Genomic DNA, 13,990 nt, shown 5'->3' on the forward strand with positions numbered 1-13,990 from the left:
AATGGAAAAATCTAAAAGGTATGTTTTACCGAAAAAAAGAAGTAGAAACTACCCACGAGTTGTGAAAGGGAAACCACAGAAATACCCAAAAAAATGCCAGTCAATCTCTTAACTGACTGGCATTACTCCAGTCGTGAGGGTTTTCTTTTAAGTAGGTGAAGCTCGATAAACCTAAACCAAGTCGCTACTTTTATTCCGTCCAAGATGATCTTTAAAATCTAAATATCGTCATGGAAGGAGGAAACTATTTGACCTTTCACACACTTCCTACTCTAATAGTATTTTTCTAGCTCAGTTTTTAATCTTGCCTTATGCGCCAAAAAGTTGTCCTTCTTGATCTCGAAAATAACTTTCCTACAGCCAAACTGTTACGTGACATTGTTGAACATTATCCGACCTTGTATCTGTTTAACTGTGCCGGAAAATTCGAGTTTGCTCTAGAAGAACTGACTGAGTTGGCGAGCTGGATCAGCAGCGGACAAATTATCATTCTGGACGTCCTGGAAGCAGAGCATAAGGAATATGAATATGCCGTGATTGTGGGCCAGTTGATGGCTTTGCTGGAAGCAGATACTCAGGTCGAGCTGATCTCTGCGATGGATAGCAGTGAAATGCTAATGCAGATGCTACAGGCTTCAGATATTGATTGCAGCCTGATTCAGGTGTTGCCAGAGGATGCATCAACAGAGACTCAAGATAAACCCAAAATCCAGTTGCCAAGTATTGAAGCCATTAAAGCTAAACCGGCTTTGCAGCTGGTGAAAAAATATTGTGATGCGCTCGGCAAGATGAGTGGTAAACCGACCACGCTCGAAACCTTAAAAAATTCTGTCACCAATATTCTGCAAGTTTTACCAGGCAAAGCCCAGCATGTAGTTGGCATGCTGATTAATCTGAAAATAGTCAAACGTTATGACGAGCAAATCAGTTTCCGTAAAAAAGTGCTGAAACAGTGGGTGCAGCTGGATCTCAATGAACATGTACCCATTGAAAAACCAGCTTTGAATCAGGTGATCTCGAAGCTTAATCCTGAAGAGCCTGTTGTTGAATCTGCTCAATCTCTAATCCAGTCTGCCCAGCAAGGCCTGTTTAAAAACTTTAATAAAATTGATCCGGTACAGCTCGAAGTTGCACGCAAGCTGCGCGAATTACAGGGAAATAAGCCTAAAGATATTTATGAATTACGTGATTTGCTCGAGCAGTTATTTCCAAAATCCGATGTCCGTCTTTTACTTAAAGAGTTGATTGAAAAAGGATATATTTATTGGAATGGTCACGAAGTGTTATATAGTCATGAGATGTTTCTAAATTAGAATAACCTCATGAGGGCATATGAAAAAAATACTGTTATTGGATATTGAAAACTTACCTAAAACTGAAACAGAGCTCCTTCAATATCTTGCCCAATATCAATATGTTTATCTGGTCTATGCCAAAACGCCCATGGGGTTTAGTCTGGATGGTGTCGTCAGGCTTGCACCTGCAATCAGTGCAGGAAAACTAAAAGTCCTGAAGATGCCTAAAATAGGTAAAGACGCTGCTGATTTTGGCCTATGTTTTATTGCTGGACAGCTTTCTACCCAATATAAAAGCTCTGAAGTTTGCTTCGAGATTATGTCGAATGACTTTTCTATGGAATATGTGGCGGACTTACTTAAAATTGCCAAATTTCAGGCTAAAGTTATTTCAGCTAAACCATTAGTCAATCCAAATATTGCTCAGCAAATAAAAGCAGAAATAGACATTCAAAAACTGATTTTTCAATACTGCTCCAATTTAGTGAGAAGTAACTTTTCTAAGCCTGCAAAAGTAGAAACTTTAATCAACTCGCTTAAAGCCAATTTAAAAGTGGAAGAAAAATATGCTCAGCTTTTAGTAGATGAATTAATTAGAATAAAAATTATTAAAAATCAGTCTGGTAAGCTTCAATATCAGACTGCAGCAATTGAAAAATTTTATAAACAGCATTTAGCTACCGTCGAAACCGTCGAAACCGTCGAAACCGTCGAAACTCAAGATGAAGTGACTGAAAGAAAATTAAGTCATTTACGTCTGCGCCTGATGCCTTATCTCAATGTTTTTGCAGAACGTCGGCCTAAATTTATTGCCAGTTTCGAGGCGTTACTAGAGCGATGCGTGCCTAAGGAAGAGGTACGAGAATCACTCGATTTACTCATCAAACATCAGCTAATACAGTTAAATAAACGGGAAATTATTTATAGTCCGCAGCTGCTGGGAAATTAAATTTATCCAGCGGTGCTTGCCTTTTATAGCGGGCTTATGCAAATCTAATATAAGAACATAAAGGTTGAACTATGGAAAATACCGGAATCTGGGTGGCAGTTGTCATCATCGTTTTCGTACTGGGGTCTATTTTTGGTCTGCGTGTGAGTCCTAGAGAAAAGGCATTAGGACTTATGCGTGATAAAGCCCGCAAGATGGGCTTACATCCACGTCTGGTGGTTGCACCGGACTGGACCAACATTCCCAAGGCGACTGAAAGTCGTGCCAGTATGGTGGCCTATTATAGTGTGCTGCTTCCAGATGCCCGTTTACCGCTGATGCGTGCCCGCGTGGTTGATAACAAACTTGAACTGGTGTATGGGGATGACAAATTTAAAGATTTTCCCATTGCATTAAAGGGCATTTATGCTATTGATATGCAGGCAAACTGTGTAGGACTCTATTGGGATGAAGAATCTGATCTTAGAGCCACACAACTTGATGACATCAAGGCACTATTACATTCTTTGGCTGAACTTTAATTTTAGAAATAAACAGGATTAAACGGTTAATATGGCGAACGCTCCTCGGTCCACATCAAAAAGCAGCACGGCGAAGTCTTCCGACGCTGGAAGTAAACGTGCCTTGGTGATTGTGGAGTCGCCTGCAAAAGCGAAAACAATCAACAAGTATCTCGGTTCAAACTACATCGTGAAATCCTCGGTGGGTCATGTGCGTGACTTGCCAACGGGCGGCTCTGCGAAAACTGCAGAGAAAAAACCGGTGACCCGAACCAAGCTGACTGAAGCAGAAAAAGCGGAAAAATCACAGCAGGCGTTGATTAACCGGATGGGTGTCGATCCAGAACATGACTGGAAAGCCAAATATGAAGTCCTTCCGGGCAAGGAAGGCGTAGTCGCTGAACTGAAAAAACTGGCATCGCAAGTCGATGAAGTGTATCTGGCAACGGATTTGGACCGTGAAGGGGAAGCGATTGCCTGGCATTTAAAAGAAGTGATCGGCGGTGATGATTCACGCTACCAGCGTGTGGTCTTTAACGAAATTACCAAAAATGCCATTCAGGAAGCGTTTAAACAGCCCTCACGTCTAGATACCAATAAGGTTAATGCCCAGCAGGCGCGCCGTTTCCTGGACCGTGTCGTCGGCTTCATGATTTCGCCACTGCTATGGGAAAAAATTGCCCGTGGCCTGTCTGCGGGACGTGTACAGTCTGTCGCTGTAAAGCTGGTCGTGGAACGCGAACGTGAAATTCGTAAGTTCATTCCGGAAGAATACTGGCAGGTTTTTGCAGATACCAAATCAAAGAAAGATGATATCCGTCTGGAAGCGGTCAAGCAAAATGGCAAGACTTTAAAGCTGCATAATAAAGCTGAAACTGACGCTTTACTGAATCTGATTAAAGACGCCGAATATAAAGTTATTAGCCGTGAAGATAAACCGACCAAGGTGAATCCAAGCGCGCCGTATATCACGTCTACCTTGCAACAGGCCGCAAGTACCCGTCTAGGTTTCTCGGTGAAGAAAACCATGATGCTGGCACAGCGCCTGTATGAAGCTGGTTTCATTACCTATATGCGTACTGACTCCACCTTCCTGAGTGATGATGCAGTCAATATGGTGCGCGGTCATATCGAGTCTGAATACGGCGAGAAATATTTGCCAGCCAAGCCGAACCGTTATGGTAATAAAGCCGGTGCGCAGGAAGCCCATGAGGCCATTCGCCCATCCAATGTGGCATTGAAAGGCGATAGTCTGGCTGGAGTGGAACGTGATGCACAGCGTCTGTATGACCTGATCTGGCGTCAATTTGTAGCTTGTCAGATGACACCAGCAGAATATTTATCATCGACTATTTTAGTGGATGCGAATGGTGTTGAACTGAAAGCCAAAGGTCGTACTCTGGTATTTGATGGTTTCACCAAAGTTCGTGGCCAGAACAAATCTGATGATGATGTACTGTTGCCTGCTGTGAAAGTTGGTGAAGTGCTGAAGCTGGAAAAACTAGATCCATCTCAACATTTTACCAAACCACCGGCACGTTTTACTGAAGCATCATTGGTAAAAGAGCTTGAGAAAAAAGGTATTGGTCGTCCTTCGACTTATGCTGCCATTATCTCGACCATTCAGGATCGTGGTTACGTAAAACTGGAGAACCGTCGTCTCTTTGCTGAGAAGATGGGTGAGATCGTCACCGATCGTCTGGATGAAAGCTTCAATAACCTGATGAACTATGACTTTACTGCAGACCTTGAAGGTCAGCTGGATAAAGTGGCAGATGGTGAGCGTAACTGGAAAGATCTGTTAGACAGCTTCTATGGTGACTTCAAAAAACGTCTGACCAATGCTCAGGGTGAAAACGGCATGCGCCGCAATCAGCCTGTCGAAGTTGAAGCAGTCCATTGTAAAGAATGTGACCGTCCGATGCAGATCCGTACCGGTACAACAGGCGTATTCCTGGGCTGTTCGGGTTATAACTTGCCACCGAAAGAACGTTGTAAAGGTACATTGAACCTGACTCCGGTTGAATCTCTGGCTGCACTGTCTGATGATGATGCAGCAGAAACTGCTGACCTGATGTCGAAAAAACGTTGTCCAGTCTGTGGCACTGCAATGGACAGCTATGTGATTGATGGCGGCCGTAAACTGCATATCTGTGGTAATAACCCGGACTGTACAGGTTATGAGCTGGAAGAAGGCGAATTCAAGATTAAGGGTTATGATGGCCCAACCATTCCATGTGATAAATGTGATGGTGAAATGCAGCTGAAAACTGGCCGTTTTGGTCCATATTTTGCCTGTACCAGCTGTGAGAATACCCGTAAAGTCTTGAAGAATGGTCAACCTGCGCCTCCGCGTGTTGATCCGATCAAGATGGAACACTTACGTTCAACCAAGCATGATGATTTCTTTGTTCTGCGTGATGGTGCCGCCGGTCTGTTCCTGGCCGCGAGCAAGTTCCCGAAAGTCCGTGAAACTCGCGCACCGAAGGTTGCAGAACTGCGTACTGTAGCGGATCAGCTAGATCCAAAATATCAGTTTATTTTGCAGGCACCAGATGTGGATCCTGAAGGAAATCCAACCTTGGTGAAATTCAGCCGTAAGAACCAGTCTCAATATATTGGTTCGGAAACCCCTGAAGGCAAGCAAACCAAATGGTCGCTGGTCTATCAGGATGGCAAATGGGTTGAGGCCTAAACTTCAAGATTGAAAAAATGCTGACGAAAGTCGGCATTTTTTATGTCAGAATCATTTATAGAAAAAATTAAAAATAATATTTTGGGGTAAATGTGGATATTCAGACCAAAAAGTTTGCTGTATTAATTGATGCCGATAATTCTTCCATCAATGCCATTTCATCAGTCTTAGAAGAAGTCGCGAAATATGGCATTGCCAGTGTCAAACGTGTGTATGGGGACTGGAGTAGCGAAACTTTAAAGAAATGGCGAGATGTGCTACTTCCACTTGCTATTACTCCGGTACAACAATTCGCCTATACCAAGGGTAAAGATGCCACGGATATGATCCTGATTATTGATGCCATGGACTTGTTATATGCAGGTGCTTTGGATGGTTTCTGTATCGTCTCCAGTGATAGTGATTTCACTCCTTTAGCATCAAGAATCCGTGAAAATGGCTTGAGTGTATATGGTTTTGGAAAGAAAACGACTCCAGAAGCCTTTAAAAAAGCATGTGATAAGTTTATTTATGTGGAAAACTTAATTGCAGACATTGATATCAAGCAGCAGGAAGAGGATGAACTCGCTAATACTTCCCCGAAGAAAGGAGTAAGCTCTGACAAATCTTTAGACCATAAGATGGTGACTCCAACTAAGGAAAATTCAAATCTTCCTGAAGGGATGGATCGAGCTACGCTGAATCTGATTTATAAAGCTGTAAAAGATAATGCGGATGAAAATGGTTGGGCGAATTTAAGTATGGTGGGACAGTATATCAGTGCAGTAAAACCTGATTTTGATTCTCGTAACTATGGTAGAGCCAAATTGTCAGGTTTAATTAAAACTCTAAATCTTTTTGAAACCAAGATTGAAATGAGCCAGATGTATTTAAGAAAAATAAAAAAACAGAGCGTGTAAATGACATGTGGAAAAAGATTCGGATTCTGATTTTATTAATCATCTTGTTGATTGTTGCAGTCAATGCCTATCGGGACCAAAATCAGAACTGGTCCAAACCGGTTATGGTATTGCTACATCCGATTAATGCTGATGGATTGCCGACCACACAGCAATATATCCAGCAACTGTCGGGTCAGGATCTGAATGGAGCCAGGGAATATCTGGAAAAAGCAGCACAGCAATATCGTGGTCAGCCAACTTATTTTTATTTTAATTTAGGTCGTGAACTTAACGCTTTACCGCCGAAAGTCCCTGAGCAGGCCTCACTCATCGATACCGTTTTATGGAGTTTGAAATTCCGTTTTTATGCCTGGAAACAGCATCAAAGTACTGATGGTTCACCTAGTGTGACTTTATATTTAAATTATTATGATCCTGCACAAACCAAGCAATTAAGGCATTCAACTGCCTTGCAAAAAGGTCGGATTGGATCAGTCAATTTATTTGCCTCCAAAAAACAGGCTGAACAGAATAAAATTGTCTTGGTACATGAGTTGCTGCATGCTTTTGGGGCCTCGGACAAATATGATTTAGCGACAGGACAGCCGCTTTATCCGGTGGGTTATGCATTTCCAGATCAGCAACCTTTGTTTCCGCAAGCCAAAGCAGAGCTGATGGCAGGTCATATTCCCACTTCTCAAACGACCAGCAAAATGCCAGATGCTTTAGAGCAGACATTAATTAATGCGATCACAGCCATTGAACTTGGGTGGAAAGAATAACAACCTCCTTGTCACTGACCCCATAGCTGTTGCCAGCTTGAAGTCATGACATGAAAGTTGCATTTTTTATACAGTATGGTCAATTAAATCGCTTAAGATAAATTAAACGAACAGCATCAAGAAGAATAAAAATGAAAACAGTAGGTAATGACCTTGTATTCGATTCCTTACATCGAAACCGGAAATGGTATCTGCTCTTTGGTATCTTGCTGGTTATTTTTGGTTTGATCTTATTGGCGACCTTACCTGTGGCAACCTTATCTGCAGTATTTATATTTGGCGTGCTGATGATGGTCGGTGGGGTCTTACATATTATCGCATCCTTCAAGATTTTTGAGGGCGGTATGCGCTGGTTCTGGGCCTTATTTGGCCTGCTGTATTTAGTCGCCGGATATTTTGCTTTTACCACACCCGTGCAAACCGCGATCGTTCTAACCAATGTTCTGGCCATTATCCTGATTATTGCAGGAGTCATCCGCTTAATAAATGCCTTTGTATTCCGGCCAATGGCGGGATGGGGCTGGATCCTGTTTTCCGGCATACTGACTCTCCTGGCCGGAATCATGATCTTGCGGACACCAGATGCTCCGTTCTGGGTGTTGGGCTTGTTTCTAGCCGTTGATATTTTATTTCAGGGTATTAACTACCTGATGCTTGCTTCCTATATTCGCCGTGAGGTTCCGAAAAGTTCATCTAAGGTTTAATCCTTTGTTTTAAGAGCATTATATACACTCTTTTTGATACTGTAGAGATACCAAAAAGAGTGATCGTCGCTATATGTCAAAAATCTTTGTTCTTGCACCAGATGCCTTTAAAGAAAGTATGAGTGCTCAACAGGCATGTGGAGCAATGCAGCGGGGTATCCAGAAAGTCATTCCGGATGCCTGTATCATACAGGTACCGATGGCTGATGGTGGTGAAGGAACTGTCGATGCGCTAATTTCAAGCCTAAGGGGACAGCAAATTCCATGTGAAGTGACCGGGCCACTGTTTGAGCAACGTATTCATACCTATTGGGGTTTAATGGACGCAGGTCAAACCGCCGTGATTGAAATGGCCAAGGCCAATGGCATTCATTTATTACCACCTTCACAGCGTAATCCGATGTTCACGTCAACCTATGGCACAGGAGAGATGATTAAACAGGCATTGGATCTGGGAGTGAAAAAAATCATCATTGGGCTGGGTGGCAGTATTACCAATGATGCTGGTGCAGGGATGGCTCAGGCACTGGGCGTGCGGTTTTTAAATCATGTAGGTGAGCCAATTCAGGTCTGTGGTGGAAACTTAGATCTGGTCAAATCAATGGATTTATCTGGACTGGATCCACGTTTAGCAGATACTGAAATAATCATTGCATCAGATGTCAATAATCCGCTGTGTGGACCACATGGTGCATCGATAATCTTTGGCCCACAGAAAGGGGCAATGCCGGAAATGGTCAAGCAGCTGGATCAAAACCTTGGTCATTTTGCCGATGTAGCCGCTAGGCAGATTGGCCATGATCATCGTCATGTTGCAGGTGCGGGTGCAGCCGGTGGACTGGGTTTTGGTTTAATGGCATTCACCGCTGCCTCTATTCGTTCCGGGGTGGAACTGATGATTGAACAGGTTCAATTGAGCGAGAAAATAGCTCAGGCAGATTATGTCCTGACTGGTGAAGGTAAAATTGATTTTCAAACCAAATTCGGTAAAACACCATTTGGGGTGGCACAAGTGGCCAAACAATTGAATAAACCTGTGATTGCTTTTGCGGGTCTAGTCGGTGAAGGAATTGAGGATCTGTTTGAATCAGGATTTAGCCAGATTATTGGTATTAATCCACCAGATTGTCCTTTAGAAGAAGCCTTAAAAAATGCAGAAGTAAATCTGCAATTAGCAGTTTCGAAAGTTTGTGCTGATTTGGATTTAGTACAATAGGTTTAAAAGCTAGACATCATAGTCATTATAGACCTTGTTCTAAATAACGCTGTGCAAGTTGAATTTCGGCACTATATTCAGCTTGGTTTTGTGGTTTTGGTAGTTTGATGGCTGGCGGGATGCCAACGCCGTCAATTTCTTTACCTGCAGGGCGGTGAATATAGGTTGATGCATAGTAAATTTGAAGTTGCTTGGAAGGCGAGGTCTTTTCCATCACATTTGAGGCATCAAGAGCGCCATAGGTTGGCCGCCCCATCGTGACCACACGAGGATTTTGCTGCGCAGTTAATACAAATTGTTCGCATGAGCTACCGCAATTTTTATCGATCAAGATTACCACCTTTTGCGGTGTTGCTAAAATATCTTTGCTTGTAACCACCTCTTGCGATTCTTTGTATGAACTCATACTGACCCATTGATTTTGCTGTTCACGCATTTTTTTAATTGTTTTATTGAGATGAGTCAGTGAATCTTCATCTGTTAAAAAGCTTTTGTATGCTTCCCATCCGTCAATATTGGTAGAGGAGGCATAAATTTGTGGAGAGGTATTCCAGTACTTCGCTTCCCCTAAAATCTTATATAATACTTCAGCTGTTTGGTCACTGCCGCCATCATTGTTACGCAAGTCAATAATCAAATACGGTGCTTTTAAAAGATTATCTTGATTACTGGATACCACCTGCTGAATTTTTTCATACAGAGCATAGTCAAAAGATAAAATGGTTAGTAAGGTGGTGGAATCAGATAGTTTTTTTGTGGTAACTCTCTCAGCTTTATTTTCTGTTATCACTTCAATTGGTACTTGCGTGTCTGAAGATTGCTGTTGTGCTGCTTGTGCATCTGGATGAATACTAATACCTAAATGACCATTTCGAATGGATTTCATGAAAGGTCGAATAATTTTTTGACACTCCACAACGGTTTTTACACCCTGAAGTTTTTCTTTTTGTTGATTGAAAATCTGTTGAATCTGTTCAGGGTAGGTGGTCCATCTTTTGGCAATAATCCCTGCATCATTTTCAAGGATGAGGTGGGCGGTATATTCAAGGTCTTTTAAGCAGACTTCGGGTGTCATTTCTATAGAAACTGTTTCTGCATGTAAATTTGAATACATGCCAAAGCTCATGATCAAAGCGCTGAGTGTTTTATAGGTTGTATGCAAGTTGCAGCATCCTTGTTTTTATTAAAAAATACGAGATTTATTGAGCAATTTTTATACCAATATTTAACTTATAAAATCAAATGTAAAACATCAACTTAGTTGTATTTAAATGCATGAAACAAAAAAAGAGTTCTACAATAAATCAAAAGGAAAATAACAGCAGAACACCCAGAATCTAGCCTGCTCTGTTAAACTATCTTTCTCCCTAGTACATTGAGACACTATGAGTTTAGCCTCCCTGATAGATGAATTAAATCCGCAACAAAAGCAAGCTGCGACAACAGAAGCAAAGCACAGTTTGGTTTTGGCTGGGGCAGGCTGTGGCAAGACCAAGACCATCGTGGCACGTGCAGCTTACTTGATTGAACAGGGCGTACCAGCGAATCAAATTCAGATTCTGACCTTTACACGTCGTGCGGCGAGTGAAATCGTGGCACGGGTGGAACTGGCACTCGGTGAACAGGCCAAAGGCTTACGTGCATCAACGTTTCATACCTTCTGTATGTATCTGCTGCGCCGGATTCCAAAGGCTTTTGGACTGGAACAGTTTTCGATTATTGATCGTGATGATCAGCTGATGATGTTCCGCCTGATTCGCGGTCGTGATGACAAGAAGAACCCCAATCATTTGCCTAAGCCTCAGGAATTATGTGATTTGTATTCCTTTGCTCGGAACACCCGGCAGAAACTGAGTCTGGCTTTGGAAAAGCAGATGCCAGAATATCTGGCACTCAAAGACCAGATTGCCGACATTATGAAGGAATATGAAGCGCGTAAGTGTGCGCGTAGCTTTCTGGATTATGATGATATCCTCGCTGTGGTGGCGACTGCTTTGGCACAGTCTGAAGGGCTAGTGGAATATGTGTCCTCAATTTGTCGGCATATGCTGGTGGATGAAATGCAGGATACTAATCCATTGCAATGGGCATTGCTGGAACCGCTAAAAGATCAGATCAGTCTGTTTTGTGTTGGCGATGATGCACAGTCGATTTATGGTTTCCGTGGTGCTGATTTTGAAAATATTCACCATTTCAAGGAACGGGTACCGGATGCAAAAATTTTTAAACTAGAAAAGAATTACCGCTCAACTCAGGAAATTCTGGATCTATCTAACTGGCTGCTGGATCAGTCCGAAATCAAATATGACAAGCGTCTGGATGCGCATCGTGGTGAAGGTATCAAGCCAAAGATGCATATTTTCCCGAACGAGTTTGATGAAGCGAAATGGATCGCGATTGATATAAAAGAGCGCCATTATCTGCAAGGCAGCAAATGGTCCGATCATATGGTGCTGGTACGTTCCAGTTATGCAGCGCGACATATTGAAGCAGCCTGCATCGCGGCCAATGTTCCGTATCGATTCATCGGCGGGATGAAACTGTTAGAAACTGCACATGTGAAAGATCTGCTCAGCCTGTTGCGTGTGGTGGCGAATCCTCTGGATGATATTGCCTGGATGCGTTTTTTAACGTTGTGGAATGGTGTGGGTGATGTCGGAGCGAGTAAGCTGTCTCAGCAGCTTTTAGCTGAGCCAGAGATGGATATCATTGCCGACAAGCTAGAAAAATTTGGCAAGATTCCACTGGAAACCATTCTGATTATGAAGCAAATGGCGGTACTCAAAACCGAAGTACAGGCCTGTGTTGGTCTGGCAGTCCAAGCCATTGAAGCACAACTGGCCGAGAACTATAAAAAAGACTGGAATCGCCGTCAGGGAGATTTTGAATTGGTAAAACAGCTAGCTTCTAAACATGCTCAAGTGAGTGAATTTCTGGAAGAGTATGTGCTCGATCCGGTCTCTATTTCTGAAATTGAACGCCAGTCGGATACGGATGTAGTGACCCTCATTACCATTCACTCGGCCAAGGGTACGGAACAGAAAGTCTGTTATGTGGCCAATGTCACGCCGGGACAATATCCGCATGCACGGGCGCAAGGGGATTTCGATGATGTCGAGGAAGAGCGTCGTGTGCTGTATGTAGCGTTGACTCGTGCACAGAATGAGCTGATTCTGACCAAACAAAACCTGAATCACTGGGCGCGTGAAACGGTAGATGAGCAGGGGCGTAAAATTGAAAGCTATTTTCTCAATGATTTGACCCGCAATTTATGTGTCACAGAAACCCATTACAAAACCCGTAAACAGACTGTGAAAAGTGCTTTAATTGAACGCCAATCGATTAATTTAGATTTTGGGATTGATCTCGATTAAACTATCCCTTCTGGGTTTGACGCAAAAAGTAGAGTAGGCACGTGCTTTTTGATTATTTTTGCCTATCTTCTTAAGGTTATCCGATGAAAATTTTAGTTCGTAACTTGGCGCGCACTGTAACAGAAGCTGAATTGCTGACCCTGTTTCAGCAATATGGTACTGTTGAGTCTTGTACGCTGGTCATGGATGCAGAAACAGGCAAGTCTAAAGGTTTTGCCTTTGTAGAAATGCCACATGGCCGTGAAGCTGTTAAAGCGATTAAAGGTTTAAATACACTGCGCCTGCATGGTCAGGGGATTCGTGTGAAGCAAGCTGAAGAAAAGCCACAGGCTTAAATAACAGCTGATAAAAAAGAGCATGTATGATGCTCTTTTTTTTGCCTTTAAAAAGGCCTAGATTTTTACTGAAGGGTTAATATCAGCAGTCTGAAGTATCAAGATCATGCAGAATAGATCGACAGCGTAGACAATCTTGCATTGCGTAATGCGAGCGGACGTTTTACTTTATAAGAGCCAAAATTTGTTTTAATGCTTAGGAAATCTCGATGACACGAGTTGCTCGCTATCATGCGGACCGTACCAATCAAAAACTTTATTTCGCCCGTATGGCCTGTCAGCAGGCTGAACAGACTGATCATGTGCAGCAGGCACAAGCTCATCGTGAAGCTGCCGTATTCCATCTGCATGGGGCGCTGCTGGCCTTTTTGCAGGAACTGGTACGCTATTACCGTCTGAATGACCTGAGCCCGACGCTGAAATCGATTGAAGAGCTTATGGCGGCTAAGGGGCAGGTATCACCTGAAGTGACCGTATTACAGCATTTATCCAAAGATGGTTTTTTGGCTGAACTGAAACGTGCTTACCGTCTCTGCCAATATGCGCCAGAGCCAAGTTCGCCACAACCCGAAGACGAAACTTCTTCAAATCTCATCATTAAAGTCACACAGACACCACAAGCCTGGTTACCTGATACTGCTATATTACGAGAATGGCATCGTGACCTGACGCAGCTTATTGATGGTTTTCGTAATGAGATGGTTGAATTTTAATCTGATCAGCTGTACTTGAAATTGCGATTATTAACCCTATATCAATTACTCTAATGATGCAAAGTGCAATCGCTCTTTGCCACCATGTTGAACATGGAGGATATATGTCTATAGAACAGTTGAAAGATTTATTTGGTAATCAAGACGCGATTTTGGAACTCGTTCAACTTGAAGGTGGCGCGTTGGCATTACGAAATGCGGGCTCAAAAAAACAGCCATTAGTCATGATTCAGTTTAATGACGAGGTGAAAGCCCTGTTGGGTGATCAAACGCCTGTGATTGCACAACACATGATTCAGGCCGCTTTATATGGTTTGCTGGAACAGCAGGTCAATGAATGGCAAGCTGAAGTTGTGGATGAAGAGCCCAAATATATGAGTTAAATTGCCTACCCTGGCGAGCAGGAAAGCACACTTGAAGTGTGCTTTTTTTGTGTTTCTAAAATGAGAAAAATAGAGAATAAGAGAAAAATTAAGTCGGTTAGATTAGAGACGCAATTTGAAATTTTATGGTTTAGCGATCTGATAAATTCCAGTTCAATCAAAA

13 protein-coding genes are annotated in these 13,990 nt (G+C 42.7%); 12 read left to right on the forward strand and 1 reads right to left on the reverse strand.

Annotation, left to right across the window (positions count from 1 at the left end; genetic code table 11):
* Nucleotides 1-311: 311 nt before the first annotated feature.
* The 8 genes from FTU72_RS13445 (at nt 312) to FTU72_RS13480 (ending at nt 9,022) form a co-directional block, all read left to right on the forward strand.
* A complete protein-coding gene (locus FTU72_RS13445; protein ID WP_180053007.1) occupies nt 312-1,313 on the forward strand; it encodes a hypothetical protein in 1,002 nt (333 codons plus the stop codon).
* A 19-nt stretch (nt 1,314-1,332) separates the two neighbouring features.
* Complete coding sequence (locus tag FTU72_RS13450) at nt 1,333-2,244, forward strand: PIN domain-containing protein (protein ID WP_180053008.1); 912 nt, start codon at nt 1,333-1,335, stop codon at nt 2,242-2,244.
* Between the two features lie 71 nt (nt 2,245-2,315).
* Nucleotides 2,316-2,765 (forward strand): ammonium transporter, encoded by a 450-nt coding sequence (locus FTU72_RS13455; RefSeq protein ID WP_179993121.1) that lies wholly within the window; start codon nt 2,316-2,318, stop codon nt 2,763-2,765.
* Nucleotides 2,766-2,796: 31 nt separating this feature from the next.
* A complete protein-coding gene (gene topA, locus FTU72_RS13460) occupies nt 2,797-5,439 on the forward strand; it encodes a type I DNA topoisomerase (protein WP_005232311.1) in 2,643 nt (880 codons plus the stop codon).
* Nucleotides 5,440-5,531: 92 nt separating this feature from the next.
* Complete coding sequence (locus tag FTU72_RS13465) at nt 5,532-6,338, forward strand: NYN domain-containing protein (protein WP_180010922.1); 807 nt, start codon at nt 5,532-5,534, stop codon at nt 6,336-6,338.
* Between the two features lie 5 nt (nt 6,339-6,343).
* Nucleotides 6,344-7,102 carry a hypothetical protein gene (locus FTU72_RS13470; protein WP_180010920.1) on the forward strand — a complete coding sequence of 253 codons (759 nt, stop codon included), beginning with the start codon at nt 6,344-6,346 and terminating at the stop codon, nt 7,100-7,102.
* A gap of 131 nt (nt 7,103-7,233) precedes the next feature.
* Nucleotides 7,234-7,806, forward strand: coding sequence for an HdeD family acid-resistance protein (locus FTU72_RS13475; protein ID WP_179993119.1), 573 nt, complete (start codon nt 7,234-7,236; stop codon nt 7,804-7,806).
* Between the two features lie 73 nt (nt 7,807-7,879).
* The gene (locus tag FTU72_RS13480; protein WP_179993118.1) at nt 7,880-9,022 is read left to right on the forward strand and encodes a glycerate kinase; all 1,143 of its coding nucleotides are present in this window, start codon (nt 7,880-7,882) and stop codon (nt 9,020-9,022) included.
* 25 nt (nt 9,023-9,047) lie between these two features.
* Here FTU72_RS13480 and FTU72_RS13485 read toward each other — a convergent pair whose 3' ends face one another.
* Nucleotides 9,048-10,184, reverse strand: a complete 1,137-nt coding sequence (locus FTU72_RS13485; protein ID WP_179993117.1) for a S41 family peptidase — start codon at nt 10,182-10,184, stop codon at nt 9,048-9,050.
* A 223-nt stretch (nt 10,185-10,407) separates the two neighbouring features.
* On the opposite strand from FTU72_RS13485, the gene FTU72_RS13490 reads away from it, so the two are divergent.
* The 4 genes from FTU72_RS13490 (at nt 10,408) to FTU72_RS13505 (ending at nt 13,827) form a co-directional block, all read left to right on the forward strand.
* Nucleotides 10,408-12,396, forward strand: a complete 1,989-nt coding sequence (locus FTU72_RS13490) for an ATP-dependent helicase (RefSeq protein ID WP_180053009.1) — start codon at nt 10,408-10,410, stop codon at nt 12,394-12,396.
* An 83-nt stretch (nt 12,397-12,479) separates the two neighbouring features.
* Nucleotides 12,480-12,731, forward strand: a complete 252-nt coding sequence (locus tag FTU72_RS13495; protein WP_004781890.1) for an RNA-binding protein — start codon at nt 12,480-12,482, stop codon at nt 12,729-12,731.
* Nucleotides 12,732-12,940: 209 nt separating this feature from the next.
* A complete protein-coding gene (locus tag FTU72_RS13500; RefSeq protein WP_159123620.1) occupies nt 12,941-13,444 on the forward strand; it encodes a DUF6586 family protein in 504 nt (167 codons plus the stop codon).
* A 104-nt stretch (nt 13,445-13,548) separates the two neighbouring features.
* Nucleotides 13,549-13,827, forward strand: coding sequence for a hypothetical protein (locus tag FTU72_RS13505; RefSeq protein ID WP_004781893.1), 279 nt, complete (start codon nt 13,549-13,551; stop codon nt 13,825-13,827).
* Nucleotides 13,828-13,990: the final 163 nt, after the last annotated feature.

The sequence above is a fragment of the Acinetobacter sp. YH12137 genome, assembly GCF_013418535.1.
In the GTDB taxonomy this organism is placed as follows: domain Bacteria; phylum Pseudomonadota; class Gammaproteobacteria; order Pseudomonadales; family Moraxellaceae; genus Acinetobacter.

Bases quoted from the DNA above. Each gene is read 5' to 3' on its own strand.
- FTU72_RS13475 (WP_179993119.1), top strand. From the start codon at position 7,234: ATGAAAACAGTAGGTAATGACCTTGTATTCGATTCCTTACATCGAAAC.
- FTU72_RS13470 (WP_180010920.1), top strand. From the start codon at position 6,344: ATGTGGAAAAAGATTCGGATTCTGATTTTATTAATCATCTTGTTGATT.
- FTU72_RS13500 (WP_159123620.1), top strand. From the start codon at position 12,941: ATGACACGAGTTGCTCGCTATCATGCGGACCGTACCAATCAAAAACTT.
- FTU72_RS13495 (WP_004781890.1), top strand. From the start codon at position 12,480: ATGAAAATTTTAGTTCGTAACTTGGCGCGCACTGTAACAGAAGCTGAA.
- FTU72_RS13445 (WP_180053007.1), top strand. From the start codon at position 312: ATGCGCCAAAAAGTTGTCCTTCTTGATCTCGAAAATAACTTTCCTACA.
- FTU72_RS13450 (WP_180053008.1), top strand. From the start codon at position 1,333: ATGAAAAAAATACTGTTATTGGATATTGAAAACTTACCTAAAACTGAA.
- FTU72_RS13480 (WP_179993118.1), top strand. From the start codon at position 7,880: ATGTCAAAAATCTTTGTTCTTGCACCAGATGCCTTTAAAGAAAGTATG.
- topA (WP_005232311.1), top strand. From the start codon at position 2,797: ATGGCGAACGCTCCTCGGTCCACATCAAAAAGCAGCACGGCGAAGTCT.
- FTU72_RS13505 (WP_004781893.1), top strand. From the start codon at position 13,549: ATGTCTATAGAACAGTTGAAAGATTTATTTGGTAATCAAGACGCGATT.
- FTU72_RS13455 (WP_179993121.1), top strand. From the start codon at position 2,316: ATGGAAAATACCGGAATCTGGGTGGCAGTTGTCATCATCGTTTTCGTA.
- FTU72_RS13490 (WP_180053009.1), top strand. From the start codon at position 10,408: ATGAGTTTAGCCTCCCTGATAGATGAATTAAATCCGCAACAAAAGCAA.